At 44.4% G+C, this 19,671-nt stretch carries 15 protein-coding genes; 4 read left to right on the top strand and 11 right to left on the bottom strand.

Going from position 1 to position 19,671, the window contains the following annotated elements:
* Positions 1 to 9: 9 nt before the first annotated feature.
* The 4 genes from lspA to murJ all read right to left on the bottom strand — a co-directional run bounded on the left by lspA (position 10) and on the right by murJ (position 6,295).
* Positions 10 to 558, bottom strand: coding sequence for a signal peptidase II (gene lspA, locus C6Y39_RS13015; RefSeq protein ID WP_105931680.1), 549 nt, complete (start codon positions 556 to 558; stop codon positions 10 to 12).
* Complete coding sequence (gene ileS / locus C6Y39_RS13010; RefSeq protein WP_105931679.1) at positions 551 to 3,370, bottom strand: isoleucine--tRNA ligase; 2,820 nt, start codon at positions 3,368 to 3,370, stop codon at positions 551 to 553. Before ileS ends, lspA begins: the two co-directional genes overlap by 8 nt.
* Positions 3,371 to 3,638: 268 nt before the next feature.
* A complete protein-coding gene (ribF, locus tag C6Y39_RS13005) occupies positions 3,639 to 4,559 on the bottom strand; it encodes a bifunctional riboflavin kinase/FAD synthetase (protein WP_105931678.1) in 921 nt (306 codons plus the stop codon).
* A 176-nt stretch (positions 4,560 to 4,735) separates the two neighbouring features.
* Positions 4,736 to 6,295, bottom strand: coding sequence for a murein biosynthesis integral membrane protein MurJ (gene murJ, locus C6Y39_RS13000; RefSeq protein WP_105931677.1), 1,560 nt, complete (start codon positions 6,293 to 6,295; stop codon positions 4,736 to 4,738).
* 602 nt (positions 6,296 to 6,897) lie between these two features.
* Here murJ and rpsT point away from each other — a divergent pair.
* Positions 6,898 to 7,161 (top strand): 30S ribosomal protein S20, encoded by a 264-nt coding sequence (gene rpsT, locus C6Y39_RS12995; RefSeq protein WP_014950134.1) that lies wholly within the window; start codon positions 6,898 to 6,900, stop codon positions 7,159 to 7,161.
* A 68-nt stretch (positions 7,162 to 7,229) separates the two neighbouring features.
* Here rpsT and C6Y39_RS12990 read toward each other — a convergent pair whose 3' ends face one another.
* The 4 genes from C6Y39_RS12990 to C6Y39_RS12975 form a co-directional block, all read right to left on the bottom strand.
* A complete protein-coding gene (locus C6Y39_RS12990; RefSeq protein WP_105931676.1) occupies positions 7,230 to 7,982 on the bottom strand; it encodes an SDR family oxidoreductase in 753 nt (250 codons plus the stop codon).
* Complete coding sequence (locus C6Y39_RS12985) at positions 7,982 to 9,088, bottom strand: phosphotransferase family protein (RefSeq protein WP_105931675.1); 1,107 nt, start codon at positions 9,086 to 9,088, stop codon at positions 7,982 to 7,984. The genes C6Y39_RS12990 and C6Y39_RS12985 overlap by 1 nt, the downstream gene beginning before the upstream one ends.
* Positions 9,089 to 9,226: 138 nt before the next feature.
* Positions 9,227 to 10,057, bottom strand: a complete 831-nt coding sequence (locus C6Y39_RS12980) for an SDR family oxidoreductase (RefSeq protein WP_105931674.1) — start codon at positions 10,055 to 10,057, stop codon at positions 9,227 to 9,229.
* Positions 10,058 to 10,184: 127 nt separating this feature from the next.
* Positions 10,185 to 11,084: a bile acid:sodium symporter family protein gene (locus tag C6Y39_RS12975; protein ID WP_105931673.1), complete on the bottom strand. Its 900-nt coding sequence runs from the start codon at positions 11,082 to 11,084 to the stop codon at positions 10,185 to 10,187.
* A 119-nt stretch (positions 11,085 to 11,203) separates the two neighbouring features.
* On the opposite strand from C6Y39_RS12975, the gene C6Y39_RS12970 reads away from it, so the two are divergent.
* The 3 genes from C6Y39_RS12970 (at position 11,204) to olsF (ending at position 15,003) form a co-directional block, all read left to right on the top strand.
* Positions 11,204 to 12,109 carry a LysR family transcriptional regulator gene (locus C6Y39_RS12970; RefSeq protein ID WP_105931672.1) on the top strand — a complete coding sequence of 302 codons (906 nt, stop codon included), beginning with the start codon at positions 11,204 to 11,206 and terminating at the stop codon, positions 12,107 to 12,109.
* Positions 12,110 to 12,202: 93 nt separating this feature from the next.
* Positions 12,203 to 13,000, top strand: coding sequence for a UDP-2,3-diacylglucosamine diphosphatase (locus C6Y39_RS12965; protein ID WP_105931671.1), 798 nt, complete (start codon positions 12,203 to 12,205; stop codon positions 12,998 to 13,000).
* A gap of 284 nt (positions 13,001 to 13,284) precedes the next feature.
* Complete coding sequence (olsF, locus tag C6Y39_RS12960; RefSeq protein ID WP_105931670.1) at positions 13,285 to 15,003, top strand: bifunctional ornithine lipid synthase OlsF; 1,719 nt, start codon at positions 13,285 to 13,287, stop codon at positions 15,001 to 15,003.
* Between the two features lie 236 nt (positions 15,004 to 15,239).
* On the opposite strand, the gene dapE is transcribed toward olsF, so the two are convergent.
* The 3 genes from dapE to hupB form a co-directional block, all read right to left on the bottom strand.
* Positions 15,240 to 16,415, bottom strand: a complete 1,176-nt coding sequence (dapE, locus tag C6Y39_RS12955) for a succinyl-diaminopimelate desuccinylase (protein ID WP_105931669.1) — start codon at positions 16,413 to 16,415, stop codon at positions 15,240 to 15,242.
* Between the two features lie 742 nt (positions 16,416 to 17,157).
* A complete protein-coding gene (locus C6Y39_RS12950) occupies positions 17,158 to 19,050 on the bottom strand; it encodes a SurA N-terminal domain-containing protein (protein ID WP_105931668.1) in 1,893 nt (630 codons plus the stop codon).
* A 311-nt stretch (positions 19,051 to 19,361) separates the two neighbouring features.
* Positions 19,362 to 19,634, bottom strand: coding sequence for a nucleoid-associated protein HU-beta (gene hupB / locus C6Y39_RS12945; protein ID WP_012518978.1), 273 nt, complete (start codon positions 19,632 to 19,634; stop codon positions 19,362 to 19,364).
* Positions 19,635 to 19,671 lie beyond the last annotated feature (37 nt).

The raw sequence follows: 19,671 nt of genomic DNA, 5'->3' as shown, positions 1-19,671 counted from the left end.
ATCCAAATACTACTTAATGGTTTCGCTATTTTCAGCAGAGTCAGTTTGCGCCTCTGCACCAGTTGCTTCACGCTGTTTATCGCTATTTTTAAACATGTCGATGATCAGTAAAGCCGCGCCTATAAATATTGCGCTGTCGGCAATGTTGAACGCCGGCCAGTGGTAATTGTTTACGTAAAAATCTAAAAAGTCGATGACATAGCCATGAACTAGACGGTCGTAAACGTTACCCAGTGCGCCACCTAGAATAAAGGCAAAGGCAACCGGCAGCATCTTTTGCGAACGAGGTGACTGTTTCAGCCACCATAAAATAACAGCACTCACTACAACAGCGATGGTAGTAAAGAACCAGCGCTGCCAGCCACCAGCATTTTCTAAAAAGCTAAATGCGGCGCCATAATTATGCACGTAAGTAAAATTAAAAAACGGCAATACCTGTATCGACTGATAGAGCGACATGCTGTCAATAACCGTATACTTACTCCATTGATCAAGGATAAACGCAATCGCGCTTATCCATAAGAAACGCAAGCCAGTTTCGCGAAAAAGCTTAAGCATAGTGACGCTCTTCTCCGTCACCGTCGATATTTGTCACACAGCGACCACACAGTTCTTCGTGACCTTCGTGTGAACCTACATCTTCACGGTGATGCCAACAGCGAACACACTTTTCACCGCTTGCTTTATCAACGCTCAACCATAAACCTTCAACGTCCGTAGCTTTTGCATCAGATGGCGCACTGTCTACTTTTTCAAGGGTAACGCCTGACGTGATAAGCACAAAACGCAGTTCGTCTTCTAGCTTAGCTAGCACGTTGTAAAGCGACTCGGTAGCGTAGAGCGATATAGTCGCTTCAAGTGACCCACCTAGTGTGCCATCTTTACGCGCCTGTTCCATCGCTTGGTTCGCCGCGTCTTTTACCCTTAGCACCTGATGCCACAGGGCATCGTTAAACGTGTCGCTTTGCGTGAAGTCATTAAAACCTTCATACCAAGTTTCGGTAAATACAAACTCACTGCGCTCGCCTGGTAAACTTTCCCAGATTTCTTGTGCAGTAAAGCTGGTAATCGGCGCCATCCAGCGAACTAAAGCTTCAACGATATGGTACATCGCCGTTTGGCATGAACGACGAGCCACACCATCTGCTTTGGCTGTATACTGACGATCTTTAATTACGTCTAAGTAGAACGCTCCCAGCTCTATTGAACAGAAGTGGGTAAGTTTCTGCGACACTACCAGCAAGTCATAGTTGTTATATGCTTCGATTAGCTCTTCTTGAAGTGCCTTAGCGCGCGCAACGATCCAGCGGTCAAGTGCTACCATATCCTCTTCTGCAACCGCATCTTCCACTTTGAAGCCGTTAAGATTCGCAAGTAAGAAACGTGCAGTGTTACGTACGCGGCGGTAGCCATCGGCAGCACGCTTTAATATTTCATCTGATACCGCAATTTCTCCGCGATAGTCAGTAGACGCCACCCATAGACGAAGGATGTCTGCGCCTAACTTGTTAGTGACTTCCTGAGGCGCTACAACATTGCCTACCGACTTCGACATTTTTCTGCCGTGGGCATCTACCGTAAAGCCGTGAGTTAGCACTTCTTTGTAAGGCGCATGACCGTGCATGGCAGTCGATGACATAAGCGAAGACATGAACCAACCACGATGCTGGTCAGAACCTTCAAGGTATAAATCAGCCGATGCCGGAATGTCGTCACGACGGTCAACAACAAAGTAGTGAGTGACGCCTGAATCAAACCACACGTCTAAGGTATCGGTCACTTTTTCGTAGTTCTCTAGCTCGCTGCCAAGCAGTGCTGCATCATCCAAATCCCACCACGCTTGAATCCCCTTAGCTTCAACTTCTAGCGCTACTTTTTCCATCAATGCTGAAGACTCTGGATGAATTTCACCGGTAAGTTTATGCACGTATAAAGGAATAGGTACGCCCCAGGTACGTTGACGTGAGATACACCAGTCTGGACGACCTTCAACCATTTTCTCAATGCGGTTTTGGCCCCAATCTGGGATCCATTTGGTTTGCTTAATTTGCTCAAGAGATTCAGCGCGAAGGCCTTTCTTGTCCATGCTAATAAACCACTGAGGAGTAGCGCGGAAAATGATCGGCGTTTTATGGCGCCAGCAATGCGGGTAGCTATGCTCGTATTTTACGTTCAAGACAAGGTTACCCTTCTCTTTTACCGTTTCGATAATTTCATCGTTAGCTTTAAATACGAATTGACCAGCAAAGAGAGGCGTATTTTCAAGATAAACACCGTTGTTACCAACCGGGTTATACACTTCGATATCGTACTGCTTACCCACGTTAAAATCGTCTACACCGTGAGCAGGCGCTGTGTGTACGCACCCCGTACCTGATTCAGTAGTAACATGGTCGCCTAGAATAAGCGGTACTTCTAGATCTAAAAATGGGTGATTAACTCTTAGCTTATCAAGTGCTGCACCGGTACAGGTTGCGACTTCGCGGAAATCTTCAACACCATAGCGGGTCATGCAGCTTTCTAGCAAATCTTGCGCTACCACGAACCATTCGTTTGAAGGCTGAACCTCCACTATTGCGTAAGTAAGCTCTGGATGTAAGCTGATAGCGCGGTTAGCTGGAAGTGTCCAAGGTGTAGTGGTCCATATGACAACACCTGCTTTGTGTGTGACCAAGTCATCTTCAGACACGCCAAACGCTTTTGCAATGGCAGCCACATCAGCCACTGGGAACTTAACATCAATAGCTGGAGATACTTTGTCTTTGTATTCAACTTCTGCCTCAGCAAGTGCCGAACCACAATCTGTACACCAGTGAACGGGCTTAAAGCCTTTTTCCAAGTGGCCTGAATCTACTATTTTGCTTAACGCGCGAATGATGTCGGCTTCAGATTTGAAGTCCATGGTTTTATATGGGTTACCCCACTCACCAAATACACCTAAGCGTTTAAAGTCTGCCATTTGGCCGTCAATTTGCTTTTGTGCATATTCGCGACATTTTTGACGAAATTCAGCTGCCGTGACTTTCTTGCCCGGCTTGCCAACTTTCTTTTCTACCATCAATTCAATGGGAAGACCGTGACAATCCCAACCTGGAACGTACGGAGAATCGAAGTCAGAAAGGTTTTTAGACTTTACAATAATGTCTTTAAGAATTTTGTTAACCGCGTGACCAATGTGAATATCGCCATTTGCATAAGGAGGGCCATCGTGAAGAATGAATGGCTTTTTGCCTTTTTTCGCTTCACGAATTTTGCTGTATACCCCTTTCTCCTGCCAGTCTTTAAGCATTTTCGGCTCGCGCTGAGCAAGGTTACCGCGCATCGGGAACGCAGTTTCTGGAAGGTTTAGTGTGGCTTTGTAATCACTCATAAAATTGTATTATCCGGTTACCTTAATTTTCACCCAATGCACTAAAACATTGTGAAGGCGATATTCATTATGCGATGTTCAAATTTAAATGCTGAATGTAAAAAGTTCAGCTTAAAACTGCGTGTCGTTCTCACTACTGCGAGGCCGACGTATTTTGTTTTAGCACAGTGACTTGCTTACGGGTTTCACAAACACGAATTCACGCTTAAAGATGGAACTCAATGAAACAAATTCGCGCACAAGCTTTTCGCGACTTTATCACGTTTAACTATGCTAATAACAGACGCGCTTGTGCTGCATCTGCTTGAATTTGATCTTTCAACGCTTCGAAAGAATCAAATTTAATTTCATCTCTTATTTTTGCCATCGGAAACACCGTTATGGGCTTGCCATATAGATCGGATGACAAATCAAAAATGTGAACTTCCAGTTGGTTTCTTACGCCATTCACAGTAGGTCGGGTGCCAATATTAGCAACACCATTAAAGTGCTTCCCATCTACGTCAACACGAACCGCAAACACACCATGAATAGGCGTTTTTTGGCGTTTTAGCATGACATTCGCTGTAGGGAAACCAATGGTACGGCCTTTTTTCTCACCATGAACCACTCTGCCATGGATAGCAAAGGGACGCCCCAGCATTTCTGTTGCAAGCCCAAATTCACCATCGGCTAACGCATCGCGAACTGCTGTAGAGCTTATGCGATGAGCGTGCATAGTAAAGCTGTGAGTGCTTACCACGTCAAAACCATATTGCCTGCCTGCCGCTTGCAGCATTTGGAAGTCGCCCTTACGACCATTTCCAAAACGAAAGTCGTCTCCCACAACTAAAAACTTTACACCTAGCTTATCGACGAGTAAGTCATGCACAAAAGTGTCAGCACTTTGTTTGGCAAATTCTGCGTTAAATCTTACCGCGAGTAACCTGTCCACGCCTTGCTGTCGCAGCAACTCATATTTTTCACGAAGAGGACTGATGCGCGCCGGTGCCTTGTCTGGCATAAAGACTTCTTCAGGCTGCGGTTCAAAAACCATGACGGTGGCAGGAAGTGCTAGCGACTTTGCTTTTTCAAGCACATTGGCTAGCACAGCTTGATGACCACGGTGTACGCCGTCGAACTTGCCAATAGTGAGCACACACCCTTTATGGTGCGGTTTTACATTGTTTAGCCCGCGGATAAATTCCACTGTTAGCCACTACCTTTTAACTGCTAGAAAATCAAAGCTCGCGATTATAGCCGACACAGAGCACAATACCAAGCACACCCGCCCTACTCACCGCGCGATTGAACTCTTGCTGCAACTCCGCATTCAAAAAAACTAAAAAAGCTATTAAATACAGCATCAATCACCGTATACGAAAATCACCCGCCGCCACTTCTGAAGTGTCTAGGACGCATACCTAAAACGAGCATGGTGACCAAGAAAAGTACAACTGAAAGTGCAATCGTAATCCCTACTTCTAACATTTGGGCGGATAGAGATAAATCAAAGAAGGCTAACCCTTTATCGCGATAATAAATAAGTCCGCCCATGGCAGCACTAGACAAGAGAACACGAGCAATAAATAACACGGACGTCCGGCTTAGTGCGAAGACGCCTTGCCGATGTAGCGTTATATAGAGTAAGGCAGCGTTAAGTGTAGCCGACATGCTGGTGGCGATAGCTAGCCCCACATAACCGAAAGGGATAGCCAAAACAACGTTGAACACCATATTCGCTACCATGCACCAAATACCAAACCTGACGGGCGTTTTGGTGTCTTGCCGCGAATAGAAACCTGGGGCTAGAACTTTCACGAGCATAAAGCTCAGCAGGCCAAACGAGTATGCGGTTAATGAGTACGACGCCATTATCGCGGTTTCAGCCGTAAACGCGCCTCGCTGAAAAATAACCGTTAGAATGGGTCGAGCCATGACACCTAAGCCGACTGCTGCTGGTATACCTAATAGGCACACCATACGAAACGCCCAGTCTATATTTGCAGCAAAGGCTTTAGGGTTGTTACTTACGTGGTTTCGCGACAGTGTGGGAAGAATAACGGTAGCAATTGCAATACCGAAAAGGCCTAAAGGAAACTCTAACAATCTGTCAGAGTAGTACAGCCAGCTGATTGAGCCGGTTACAAGGAAGCTCGCGATAAAAGTGTCGAACAACAGATTAATTTGCCCAACCGACACCCCAAACAATGCGGGGATCATTAGCGTTCTTACTTTTACGACATTTTCATCGTGCCATCCCCATTTAGGTCTCACCAATAATCCAGCCCTAAATAAAAAAGGGAGCTGAAATACAAACTGAACTATCCCGCCGATAAAAACACCCCATGCCAAGGCATAAGCAGGCTGCGCCAACATTGGAGACAGATAAATAGCGCATGCGATAATACAAACGTTGAGCAATACTGGCGTGAATGCCGCTACGGCAAATTTATTTAGCGTATTAAGAATTGCACCTGAAAGCCCTGTTAGTGAAATAAACGCTAGGTATGGGAATGTTATTTTTAACATGGTTGAAGCAAGGACAAACTTATCACCTGCTTCATCGCCTTCTAACCAAGCGATAAACCACCCTGTGCCAAAAAGCGCCGCGAGTACGGGAGACGCAATGACGCCTATGATGGAGACGACGAAAACAATCGCTCCTAATGTGCCGCTAATTTTGGCAACAAATTCACGGAGTTGTTTTTTATCGTCATTGGCATGAACTTCCGTCAATACGGGAATAAAAGCCTGAGCGAACGCCCCCTCAGCAAACAAACGCCGAAGAAAATTAGGGATTTTATTGGCAAAGAAGAATACATCCGCAGCAGCGCCATCGCCCATCAATCGAGCGACAACCACGTCTCGTACCAACCCCAACACGCGAGAGACTAAGGTCATTACACTAACTATAAGACCTGATTTAATTAACTTCCGTGACACGTCACATTTCCAGATGAGAAGGTAAAAGTTCGGCTTTCCCGAAAAAGCCCTATTCGTAAAATAGCGGCTGTGTACGTTGAATAATGTCTTCCCTTATCAGTGGAATACACACAGTAAACAGCCAGTACTACTTTTCGTAGCGAGCCATAATAACGAAAGGCTCAGGCAGGCGAAACGATTTCTTCAAAATAAGTTGTGCATCTTCGCTCGGTTTATTGCTATAATCCGCGCCCGATATGGGATGCTATGTTTATGCTTGGCTTTCCGCTCTGATGTCGCAGGGAAATGTCGTTGGGGATTCTTCAATTATTGAGAATTACTGACGGTTTTTCATTAAGTCGCTAGAGGCTCTCTTGGTCGCTAAAGGCTCTTTTAAGCCGCTAAAGGCTTACTTGGTCGCTAAAGGCTCTTTTTAAGTCGCTAAAGGCTTTCTGCAAAAAATGTCGCAAAGAATGTGCAACGTGTTGAGCATACTTTGTGTTCAATAGCTTGCGCGTTTTATCGCGAAACGATTTAACTTTTAAATCGTTTGACATTTGGGCGTTTGGTAGGCACAATCCGCACCCTCGTTTTTGACATGAATTTATTTTGGGAGTTACACCTTGGCTAACATTAAGTCTGCTAAGAAGCGTGCAATCCAAGCCGAAAAGCGTCGCCAGCACAACGCTAGCCGTCGTTCAATGACACGTACAAGCATCAAGAAAGTAATCGCTGCAATTGCAAGCGGTGACAAAGAAGCGGCTCAGGCTGCACTTACTGCTGCTACTCCAGTACTTGACAGAATGGCTACTAAAGGCTTGATTCACAAAAACAAAGCTGCTCGTCATAAGAGCCGTCTAGCTGCGCAAATCAAAGCACTAGGTTAATCTTTACGATTAGTAGTTAAAAAAGCGCCTTTCGGCGCTTTTTTTGTATCTGCCTTTTGCTTTACGCCTTAGCTCATTTTCCTTATTGAACTTGCCGGTGCAATACGCATTACCCAGTGTAAGATAGCCCACGGCCAGCTTGGTACAAAGGCATTCGCCTTTTCTTTGTTTATTGCCTTCACCATAGCTCGACAGCCCACATCGGTATCAACGATAAACGGCACCTTCTCTACCTTTTCATTAATCTCGCTGCGAATAAAGCCTGGGTGAATACAGGTTACTTTAATTGGGGTGTTCATCACATCCATTCGAATACCTTCGGTCATAGATGTTAAGCCCGCTTTCGTTGCTGCATACACCGTCATTGCGCGCCTAAACCCACGCACAGCGCTAATTGAAGAGATTGTGACAAGATGGCCGTTATTTTGCGCTCGGAAAATAGCCATTGCCGCTTCACACTGAGCGAGTGCTGATACAAAGTTAGTCACCGCCGTTTGCTTGTTTGCATGAAAATAGCCGGTCCCAACGGACGCCCCTTTTCCCATTCCAGCGTTCACAATCACCCTATCGAGGGTTCCCATGTCAGCTTTAAATGCGTCGAATACTTCAAAAACCGCATCGTGATCGTTAACATCCAGCGACCGAATATACACGTCAATCTTTGGATTTATTGAAAGCAACTCTTCTTTCAGCTTTTCTAAGTTTTCAAAACGCCTTGCACACAAAGCCAAGTTACAGCCTTGTTTAGCAAACTCTATGGCCATCCCTTTCCCTAAACCAGAACTTGCGCCTGTGATCAGAATATTGTTTCTTGTTGTCATTATCGTTTTCCTGATGCTTTAATGGCCTTATTACAGCGCCACATTAAGTAATGAATAAAGATCCAGAAGTTTTTAAACGCCGGATTGTTTGTTTGATTGTGGTGATAACGGTAGTAAATTTGCTGGGCTATACCTGCTAACCGAAAAAGTCCGTACACCTCATAAAAAGTAAAGTCCTCTACATCTAATTCCATTTCTTTGCAGTAGTAGGCGACCACCTGCTTACGGGTAAACATTCCCGGTAAATGCGTGGGCTGGCGGCGGGTTGATTGCGCTAAAAAGTCATCATCAGCTTGAACCCAATACGCTAATGTATTGCCCAAATCCATTAGCGGATCGCCTAACGTTGCCAATTCCCAATCTAACACACCGATAATCTGCGTGTAGTTGTCTGGCTTTAACACCACATTATCGAAACGAAAATCATTGTGGGTTATACAAATACGCTCGTTATCAGGCAGGTTTCTTTCAAGCCAGCGCATAACCTTTTTGCCCGAAGGAACGTTCCAAGTTTTCGCTTTACTGTAGCGTTCGCTCCACCCGCTGATTTGCCGCTCTATATATCCTGCGCCTTTTCCAAGGTGCTCAAGCCCTGCTTTTTGGTAATCGACTTTATGTAGCTCAATTAAACTATCAAGTACATTTGTACAAAGCTGTTTCGTTTGCTGCTCTGTGGTGTCTAAACCTCGGGGTAAATTTTTGCGTGGGATAACACCGGTGAACTTTTCCATTACATAAAAGTCCGTCCCTATCACGTTGTCATCTTCACATAACCCAAGCATTTCTGGCACGTAGCGATAAACAGGCTTTAACGCATGTTGTAGTCGGTACTCCCGCGCCATATCGTGTGCACCTTTCGCCTTGGTACCTGCAGGCGCTCTGCGTAAAATGAGCGAGGTGTCGGGGTAATCTAGACAATATGTCCAATTAGAGGCACCACCCGAGTATTGGGTAACTCTAGGTAGGTTATCGTTGTTTTTTACTGCAGCTAAAAGTGATGGGGCAGATGAACTAAGATTACCTTTAAGCCAATGATGTACTGCATCCACATCTAGTTCTTCGCCTGCGCGCACGCTATCGGCCTTGTCTACGACTTGCTGTTGCATAACTTATTCTTCTTTCTAATTCTATTTTAAAGCGCTTACTTCAAAGTACGGCTGTATGCTCGCGCGCTAGGTATTTGTGGCGAGCTATTTAGCACGCAGCAGTTAAGCACCCACGAAACATGTTCGACTTTTTTTAGCTTAGTTTTGCTTTTCCATCACACGTTTCATCGTCTTGGTTTGATTTAGCATATTGTTGATATAACGCTGAGTTGGCAGCAGCTTCTTTAATAAGAAAGCCCGTTTACCCAATTTGTGAGTAAGAATAAGAAACTGCTTTTTACTAACCTGTTGGTAAATAGCCTCGGCGACATCTTCTTTGGTCATGTCAGCTTTGGCAAAAAACTTATTAATCATTTTATGCGACGCGGGATTAGTACTTCTCATCGACTCATCTAAGTTAGTTTTAAAGAAGCTAGGGCATACCACACTTACATCTATATTGTCTGGAGCTAATTCCAACTTCATGGTTTCAGAAAACGACACCACAGCGGCTTTCACCGCGTTGTAGCTACCCATGTAAGGAATTGGCGTCAATCCCGCTTGCGATGCAATATTAATAAAGTAGCCACCACCTTGTTTGCGCATTAACGGCAATAGGGCACGACTAACTCTCACCATACCCAGCACGTTGATATCGAAAACCCACTGCCATTGTTCAATACTTTCATCTAAGAGGCTACCGCCGGTTGCAACACCTGCGTTATTAAAAACATAGTCTACGCCGCCCCAACGGGAATCGATAGTTTGCGCCAGCGTTTGTACATCGCTGTCCGAGGTGATATCACAATGCACATAAAATGCATTTGCACCTTTTGCGATAAGTGCATTTACCGTTTCATCCCCTCTTTCTTGGTTTATATCAGCAATACAAATATCAAAAGTGCCTTCTTTATTTGCCCATTTATCTGCCCATTTAAGGGCAATGGCTTGACCCAAGCCGGTCGCGCCTCCAGTAATTAATATGCGCATTGTGTGTTTCCTAAATGTTCTTGTTTCATTATTCTTGTATCGGCATTTATGTTTAGTTGCGCTTTATTGTGTTAGGCGCTAATCAGTACTTCATTATTTGCTCGAATTGACCGCCTTATCAATCCAATCAAACTGATTCTGTCTTTTGCAGTGACACTGATGGCTGTTCGTTACGCATTTTTCGTTTTGCCCACAGGGCCAATAGTGCGGGCCCGATGTACATCGCTACGCCATATACACCAGGTGCAATCGCGTAATCAGGCGCATCTAAAAAGGTAATACATATGAGCATTGCAAGCGCCGCGTTTTGCACGCCTATTTCAATGGCCAGCGTGAGCGAGTCTTTAAATGCTAGGTTTGAAAGCTTAGCAAGCCCGAGTCCTAACAATACCGATGATAAATTTAACGTTAAGCAAACCAAAAACGCGCTTTCAAAGGACACGGCTAAATTGTTTCTTTCTGAAACCAGCACGCCCACAATCATGAGCAACATGAAGTACATAGAGAACTGCCGAAAGAAGCTTTCAGTTTTAGTAGCAAACCTGCTGTTAAAGCTGCGAATGGTCATGCCTAAAATGACCGGTACAATTGATATACCAACCAGCCCGATCACTGTTTGAATAATAGAAAAGTCTGGCGCGTTTTCTTTTACAAAGTAGTCAAGAGCAAATTGAATGATAAAGGGCGTTGAGAAAACGCAAGCGATGGTAGAAATAGCGGTTAAGCTCACTGAAAGGGCCAGATTTGCTTTTGCGATGTGACTGATTAAATTACTGGTTGTGCCACCTGGACACGCTGCTAAAACCATAACGCCAACCGCAATATACTCGGGTAGACCAAAAACGAAGCACAGTCCTAGCGCCAACATAGGCAGCAATATAATTTGCCCTATAAAACCCGTTATTACTGCTTTAGGCGCTTTAAGTAATCGGGCAAAATCAGCAAGGGTTAGCGTTAGGCCCATACCAAACATAACAAATGCCAACGCTAGAGGTAACAACACCTCGGTAAGTACAGATGCCTGCATGCACACGCCCCTTACAAAAGAAGCCTCTATTAAAGAAACCTTTTATTAACATTTCAGCCAGTGTACTCTGTTTAATAATAAATAAAAATGATGCCTTATTATGGAAACCCATAAATAATATGCATGGAAAATTAGACCTTAACTTATTCATTGTATTACGTGCTGTCTATGATCAAGGCAGTATCACAAAAGCAGCTAATGCGTTACATATTACGCAGCCCGCTGTGAGTCACGCGCTAGGTCGTCTGCGAGAGAAATTTGATGACCCACTGTTTATTCGTCATGGACGACAAGTCGTGCCTACCCCATTTTGCCAAGGCATTATTGCATCGGTTGTGAAATCAATAGAAACCCTTGAAAGCACGTTACAAGGTAAAGTGGGCTTTGATATAAGTGATAAACCCCGTCAGGTGAACCTTGGCTTGAGAGATGTTTTAGAATCTATATTTTTCCCCGTGCTTATTCCAGAGCTTGTTAAACATACTCCCAATATCACGGTGAATAGCAGACAGGTTACCTGGCCCGAGCTTGCTCCCGCGTTAGCCGCTAAAGAGCTTGATATCGTAATTGACGCGTTAGTTCCCACCAGCCGTGACATTCGTTCACAGTTTATCTGCGAAGAAACGTTTGTCGTAATATGCGCGCCTAGCAATAGCTACGTAGATAACCCGAGTATCAAGAGCTACTCAGTTGCACAGCATGCGCTTGTATCTTTAAAAGACTCTAAATTAGATACGGTAGATCTAGCCCTTGCTCAGCACAATTTACATCGCAACATCGCATTGCAGTGTGAACACTACTTTGCTGCTGTTAACGTAGTTAGCCAATGCGATCTTTTGCTAACCATGCCAACGCGATTCGCCCAACAATTCAGTAATAAATTCGATATCGAAATTCTGCCCCTTCCATTTGATGTCCCCCCACTCCCCGTACACATGTACTGGCACAAACACGCCGATGAAGACTTAGTGAATGTATGGATGCGAGAAAAACTTGTAGCAGTGGCGGATAAGTTAGGGATTTGAAACCGCTGTAACACAATGGTCAAGCAAGCGTCACCGTACTGTCAATTTGCAAACCTATAGTGTCTGTCCGAGGCATCGCTTTGGGAACCCGCTATGAAAAAGACACACTATCGCACACTCTGGCTTTCAGACATCCATTTAGGAAACCGCGATTGTAAGGCAGAATACTTACTTTCCTTCCTAAATAGCATCACTGTAGACACCTTATATCTAGTAGGTGACATTGTTGACATGTGGCAAATGACTAAGCAATTTCGCTGGCCCAAAGCCCACAATCAGGTAATGCATAAGTTTATGCAAATGAGCCAAGAAGGCACACGGGTAGTCTATTTACCCGGAAATCACGACGAGCCTATCCAATCATATTCGGGCATGGCTTTCGGTGATATAGAGATTGAGCGCGAGTTGGTTCACACCACGGCACAGGGCAAACGCTATTTAGTTTTACATGGCGATCAATTCGATGGCGATGTCACAATGGGCAAGTTTCATGCGTGGATTGGCGATAAAGGTTATGACCTATTGCTCTTTCTCAACCGTGAATTTAACCGCTTTCGCGCTTGGCGCAAACGAGAATACTGGTCACTAGCCGGTTATATTAAAAAGCACATTAAAGGGGCTAACGAAGCTATTGCCCGCTATCGAGAAGCATGTTGTAAGCGCGCTGATGAGATGGGGCTTGACGGTGTGGTGTGCGGTCACATCCACCACCCAGAGAGCAGTATGGAAAATGGTATTCACTACATTAATGACGGCGACTGGATTGAAAACTGTAGTGCGTTGGCAGAAGATAAAAACGGTAATCTATCGCTTATTCATTATTTAGATACCATGGAATCGGCGAGCGTTACGTCAATCTCAGTGAAATCCTCTCCATCTAAAGCCGCGTAAAACATTTAGCAACATAGGGGCGCAATTCCGCCCCTATTCTTTATTGCCATTATAGATGCTATGTAAATTCAGCATTTGGGTTCTACCGTTTTATGAGTCGAGACACTCTAATCGTTTTATCCTCGCCTAGAAGCACCTAACCCACTCATGTATCAACAACATTAAGGAAGGTAGAGCACGCACTTACATTTCATTAACATTGTCAAATAACTGCCATCAAAGTGTGTGAAAAACGTCACATTGCCCTGCTATTGTTCGCCAAAACCGGAAGAGAAATAGGTTCTATGTTTACCGTAAACGAAGTACTGAACAAGCATTATCCTCAGGTAGCGAATAACCCAATTCTTTTTAAGTCGCTGTCTTTCGTATTAAAACATTTGCTTCACGAGCGTGAAATTACTGAGTTTGGCGAGACATATCCTCACTATGAAGATATCGATTTTGTAGAGCAAGTTCTTGAGTATTTTAATATCAGCTACTCTACTCGAGATGTAGAGAAGGAACGTATTCCTAGCGATGGGAGGGTTGTTATTATTGCAAACCATCCTATTGGTTCACTAGACGCTCTTGCATTGATAAAGCTTGTTAGCGAAGTGCGTCACGACCTAAAAGTGGTTGCAAACGAAATGCTTATGGCGATTGAGCCATTGCACGATATGTTGCTCCCTGTGAACAACATGCAGGGCGGAACGCCCAAACAACATTTGTCAGCCATCCAGTCTCATTTGAATAAAGATGGCGCCGTCCTCATTTTTCCGGCAGGCGAAGTTTCAAGACTCCGACCTCAGGGTGTGCGTGATACTCGCTGGCATTCGGGTTTTTTGCGCATTGCAAGGCAAGCGAAAGCGCCTATTTTGCCCGTTTATATTGACGCCAAAAACAGCCCGCTCTTTTACGGTGTCTCTATGGTTTATAAACCTCTTGCGACAGCGTTACTCGTTAAAGAGATGTTTAAACAGCGCAAAAAACATCTTCCTATGCGAATTGGTGAACTTATTCCTTTTGAGTCATATCAGCAAACAACTATTCCTCTTAAAGAGCAGGTAAAGCTCTTTAAGCGCCATTTGTACCGTATTGGTAGCAATAAAAAAGGCGTTTTCCACACTCAAGCTTCTATTGCAATGCCAGAGGATAGAAAAGAGCTTGCCAGAGCCATACGTGAGTGCGAGCACTTGGGCGAAACGGGCGATGGAAAGTCTATTTATCTCTATCAGCACAAAAGCTGCTCGCCCATTATGCGCGAGATAGGTCGACTAAGAGAGGTAGCGTTTAGAGCGGTTGGAGAAGGCACTAACAAGCGCAGAGATATCGACCAATACGACTCACACTACTACCATCTTGTACTGTGGGATGAAAGTGATTTGGAAATTGTAGGCGCTTACCGTTTTGGCGATGCAGAGCTACTTACCGCCCCTGACCACCCTACAGGTTTGTATTCTGCAACCTTGTTCAATTACGGCGAGAATAACGAGAAACTATTTAAAGAAGGCTTAGAGCTTGGTAGAAGTTTTGTGCAGCCACGTTACTGGGGAAAGCGAAGCTTAGATTACCTATGGTTTGGCATTGGCGCGTTTTTAAGTCGTTACCCTAAATATCGATACCTGTTCGGTGCAGTGTCGTTAAGTAACGCATACCCGGAACCCGCGAAAGACTTACTTGTACAATTTTATTCTACCTATTTCCCTGCGAAATTTGGTGAGGCCACTTGCAAGCGCCCCTATCAAATAACCCAAGATTCGCTACATCAGTTCACAGGTGAAGACTATAAAGCGGAATTTACGCAATTGAAGCATTTACTTGCCAATATGGGAGTGAATGTGCCAACGCTTTATAAACAATACTCTGAGGTAGCAAAGGATGGAGGCGTTGCGTTCTTAGGATTTAATGTCGATCCTGACTTCAACGATTGCATTGATGGCCTCGTGGTCGTCGATATGCAAACGCTAACTGAAAAAAAACGTAAGCGTTACCTCACTGACATTCAGTTGAAAGCGACTGCCTAACGCTTGATTGCCAGCAATTAGCAATAGCCAGCAGCTAACACTCTTTAGTAACCAACCAGAATTAAAAAAGGAGCAATCATTATTGCTCCTTTTTTCAGTTATTCTTCTGCTGCAGCATAAATGCGACCTAGTCTACTAGTTCTTATTAGCTATCATTAGTGACGTTATCTAAACCCTTTGCTGTTAAAACATTTTTAACGCTAGTAGCCTTAAGTTTGACGAACGGCAATGTGTCTTTACCTGCCACCCACATTTAAAAGAACGTCGGCATAGATATCTTCAAGGGTAAGTAAATCTGATAAGTGAATGTGTTCGTTTACCTGATGGATGGTTGTGTTGGGAACACCTACCTCTACCACTTGCGTACTTTCACTTGCAAAAAAGCGTCCGTCTGATGTCCCTCCTGATGTACTCACCACTGGGTAACGCCCTGTTGCAGATTTGATCGCTTTTTCTATGCAAGTGATTAAGCATACCTCTGCGTTATTGTTAGGTTTGTTCAGATACGCTTCACAAGGTCGTGAAAAACTGACCGTTGCTTGTGTATCAACGCTATTGATCACCTCGCGAAGTAGCGTTGATAGGCTTTCTTGATTGTAGTGCCATGAGTAACGTACGTTAAACTCAATACGAACAGCACTTGGTACAATATTATCCGTGAAACTTCCCGTATCCATATGTGTGATTTGAAGCGTGGTACCAGGAAAATCATCGCTTCCTGTATCAAACGGATATTGCGTAAGTGCCGTAACGACCTTAGTGGCTTTGTGAATAGCGTTAATGGCAGTTTTAGGGTACGCCACATGACCTTGTTTACCAGTAACATGGATGGTTCCAGAGAGTGAACCTCTGCGCCCAATCTTAATGGTGTCTCCAGTATGCGAAGACGCTGAAGGTTCACCTACTAAACACATATCCAAATGCACGTTTTGAGACGAGAGGTATTCGGCTATCCATCTTGATCCCCATTCCGCCTCTCCCTCTTCATCGCTAGTTATCAACCACCAATAGGAAACTTTGTTTTTATCCATTGACGCAATGGTTCGCTCTGTTGCGGCTAGCATGGCTGCAATACCTGTTTTCATATCCGCCGCGCCACGGCCATAGAGCTTATTTTGACTAATTACCGGGCAGAAAGGATTAGACTTCCATTTATCTAAAGGCCCCGGAGGGACAACATCTGTATGTCCGCTAAAAGCAAAATGAAGTGGACCGTGCCCCCATTTAGCAATGAGGTTTTTTACGCCGTTCACTTTATGTTTTTCGCAAACAAATCCAAGCTTTTCGAGCTTGTACATCAGGTAGCTTTGGCAGCCCGCGTCTATTGGGGTTACAGACTCTCTCGCCATTAAAACTTCTGCAAAATGAATACTGCGAGCGGGAAGCACTGAAGGTAGGGAATGAACAGACATACATATAGACCTATAATGAAACTTGGGTCTATTACACGAACTTAAGGTGACACGTTTATAACAGTTTTGAGACGATGTAGTGACAGACGTGGGTTTATTTTCTCGCCGCCTCAATAGGTTAAACATAAACGCCCGTCAACGTTAAAGTAGACGCTAATAATACCGCTAGAGATTGTTTAACGCGCAGCGGCTTGTTATAACTAGAACATCTTCTTTAAAAAGGCATTACAGTGTTAAAAATTATTGTTTTAATACCACTCATTCTGTCTCTGCTTTGGTTTGGCTATTTACAATCAAACAAGTACACGTTAGAACAAGGTAAACAGGGGTTCTTATATATCTTTGTACTCTCGGGTGTAATCGCTGCGTTTTACACTCTTATGCTTTTTTTGACACATTAGTCAACTTCATTAAGCCAGAGTGTTAAGCACCTTCAAAGACGGTGTGCATTGTCAGGAGAACATGCATGCGTTTCTGAGCTAAACTTTTAAGGCTCTCTTTTACAAACTCGTTATTTCAAGTTCTCTTTTAAAGGCAACCTTTTCTTATATTTCCCCTTCAGATTTACCGCGCTCTTCCCGCACTCTTCCCACGTTCTACACTTAAATTGGGCACCGCTTTTAACATTAACTACTTTGTACACTCAATAAAAAAGCCAGCATAATAATTATGCTGGCTTTAAAACACTGTATCCACTATGCCTCACCCATTTCGTTATATTATGAGGGCAGTGAATAAATCTCTACAGAGCTTCGGAAATAGTTACATCGGCGCTTGCACGTAATGCTTCGATATACTGTTGATAAACGCGCTGTCCCTGAACCTGCGCTAAGCGCTGCTTGAGGCTTTCTCCTAGCTCGTTTTCAAGGGCCGGCGCTGGGTTTACGCCTTCAAGCATGACTACAGCCACATCACCGTTCACTGTCGTTGCAACGTCAACCTTATCATCACCTTCAAGAGCAAGAGAGAATAAAGTATCAACTAGCGCACGTGATAACGTACCGCCGGCTCTCTGGACGTTGGTTGCCGTTTCCCAAGATACAGATTTTGCGGAAAGTTCACTTTCAACGCTTTCACCTGCACGCACCTTTTGAGCTACGTCAAATGCCCATGCTTCCGCTGCTTCTCTTGATTTTTCGGCTTTAACTGATGCTTCAATACCTTCGCGTACTTCATCAAGCGACTGTGTACGCTGAGGCTGATGCTCAACCACACGAGCAACAACAACGGTCTCATCGTCTAGCTCAACAATGTCACTATTAAGCCCTTCTTCTACCAATTCAGAAGAAAACGCGACATCTAGTAACCCCGGAGAACTTAGATCTGCAGGCGCTGTATTTCGGCTGAACAGTACCGATTCCTGAACAGGTAAATCGACCGCATTAGCTGCGTCTTCAAGCGTATCTGGTACTTCGAATGCAATCTCAGCTAGCGTATTTTGAAGCTCAAAATACTTTTCCATTGCTGCATCGTAAAGAAGCGTGTCGCGAATTTCACTCGCCACTTCGTCAAACGATTTTACTTGTGCTTCTTTCAGCTCAGTGAGCTTGATAATGTGAAAACCAAAGTCAGTTTCAACAACATCAGATACGTCACCTACACTTTCTAATGCAAACGCCGCTTCATCGAATGCAGGGTCCATCATCTCTGGTGTAATGAAGTCTAAATCACCGCCATTTTCAGCAGAAAAAGTATCGTCAGAATTTTCTTTGGCAAGAGTGGCAAAATCAGCGCCAGCATCAAGCTCTGCCTTAAGAGATTGCGCTTTCTCTCTAGCAGCGTCTACGTCGTCACCCGCTTCAATAAGAATGTGTGAAACGCGGCGCTCTTCTTCAGTGCCGTAGCTAGCGATATTATTATCATAATAAGTGCGCACAGCCTCATCATTCACAGAGACACGACCTTTTAAGTCTTCAACACTTAGTTTTACGTAGGCAAGCTTAACTTGTTCTTCTGTGTCGAAAGACGCGATGTTGTTGTTATAGAAAGCTTCAACATCGGCATCACTTACTTCAACAGAACTCGCAAATTCGTCAGAGCTCACTAACACGTACTTGGCGTCTCGAGTTTGGCGCTGAAGGGCATTTGCTAGCTCTACTTCACCATCTAGGGCAAAAGAAGAGTTAGTCAAAGCAGCGGCCAGCTGATTCTGCGTCATCTGAACACGTAAATAATCGCGGAAGTCGGCTACTTGAAAACCATTTTGACGAAGAATAGCCTGGAATCGCTCGTTATCGAACTCACCGCCAAACTGAAATTCAGGCATTTGAACGATGGTTTCGCGAATTTGCTCGTCACTTACGCGCAAGCCCATGTCATTAGCTTGCTGCTGAATAAGCTTCTCAGCAATCAATCTGTCTAAAACATTTCTTCTGAAATCTGCAAGATACTGCTCACTAGAGAAAAGCTGAGCAATGCTTTCGCCGTATTGTGATTCCATTTGTGCACGCTGATTTTGATATGCACGCTCTAGTTCTTGTGCCGAAATCTCTTCGCCGTTTACAGTAGCTACTGCAGTAGTACCTGATGACGTCAGATAACTTCCTACGCCTGCGAATACGAAACTTAAGACGATAAGCGCTATAATTGCCATCGCCCAAGGGCCTTGAGAACCTTCTCTGATTCTTTCTAGCATGATTGTTCTTCAACTCCGTTGCTTACTACAATTACCTCAGCACACCATTAGTTGGCGAGAGCCAGGTAAAATAAGCGCTGATTATAACCCAATGCCGCCGAATATAAACGCCAAAACGCACTATTTGTGCTGTCTTTAGCTAACTTCAGACATTGCCGAGACATGTAAAAATCTCTGCTAGCCCCAACGGGTTATTTCTACTCTTAAAATACTAGGGTCAGAGTCATGACTTTGACACTAATACTGGATTCTTTGTTTTAGAAATAAAAAAGGCGATGGACTAGCCATCGCCTTTTTCTATAATTTTTTGCTTAGTTACAAGCGTCTTTCAGTGCTTTACCAGCTTTGAAAGATGGAACTTTCGCTGCTGAAATCTGAATAGTCTCACCAGTTTGTGGGTTGCGGCCACTGCGAGCTGAACGTTCGCGAACTGAGAAAGTACCAAAGCCTACTAGTGCTACTTGGTCGCCGTCTTTAAGCGCCGCAGTTACTGAGTCAGTGAATGCGTCAAGAGCGCGGCCAGCGGCTGCTTTAGAAATGTCTGCACCAGCAGCGATTTGGTCGATAAGTTGAGACTTGTTCACAATTATGATCCCCTTCGATTGTTATTATACTGTTTGT

Origin of the sequence: Alteromonas gracilis (genome assembly GCF_002993325.1) — a bacterium.
Taxonomy (GTDB): domain Bacteria; phylum Pseudomonadota; class Gammaproteobacteria; order Enterobacterales; family Alteromonadaceae; genus Alteromonas; species Alteromonas gracilis.
Note: the sequence above shows the minus strand (reverse complement) of the source record. Positions and strands in the feature narration are given on the sequence as shown.

Bases quoted from the DNA above. Each gene is read 5' to 3' on its own strand.
- C6Y39_RS12990 (WP_105931676.1), bottom strand. From the start codon at position 7,982: ATGACAACAAGAAACAATATTCTGATCACAGGCGCAAGTTCTGGTTTA.
- C6Y39_RS12950 (WP_105931668.1), bottom strand. From the start codon at position 19,050: ATGCTAGAAAGAATCAGAGAAGGTTCTCAAGGCCCTTGGGCGATGGCA.
- C6Y39_RS12980 (WP_105931674.1), bottom strand. From the start codon at position 10,057: ATGCGCATATTAATTACTGGAGGCGCGACCGGCTTGGGTCAAGCCATT.
- dapE (WP_105931669.1), bottom strand. From the start codon at position 16,415: ATGTCTGTTCATTCCCTACCTTCAGTGCTTCCCGCTCGCAGTATTCAT.
- C6Y39_RS12985 (WP_105931675.1), bottom strand. From the start codon at position 9,088: ATGCAACAGCAAGTCGTAGACAAGGCCGATAGCGTGCGCGCAGGCGAA.
- olsF (WP_105931670.1), top strand. From the start codon at position 13,285: ATGTTTACCGTAAACGAAGTACTGAACAAGCATTATCCTCAGGTAGCG.
- C6Y39_RS12975 (WP_105931673.1), bottom strand. From the start codon at position 11,084: ATGCAGGCATCTGTACTTACCGAGGTGTTGTTACCTCTAGCGTTGGCA.
- C6Y39_RS12965 (WP_105931671.1), top strand. From the start codon at position 12,203: ATGAAAAAGACACACTATCGCACACTCTGGCTTTCAGACATCCATTTA.
- lspA (WP_105931680.1), bottom strand. From the start codon at position 558: ATGCTTAAGCTTTTTCGCGAAACTGGCTTGCGTTTCTTATGGATAAGC.
- C6Y39_RS12970 (WP_105931672.1), top strand. From the start codon at position 11,204: ATGCATGGAAAATTAGACCTTAACTTATTCATTGTATTACGTGCTGTC.
- ileS (WP_105931679.1), bottom strand. From the start codon at position 3,370: ATGAGTGATTACAAAGCCACACTAAACCTTCCAGAAACTGCGTTCCCG.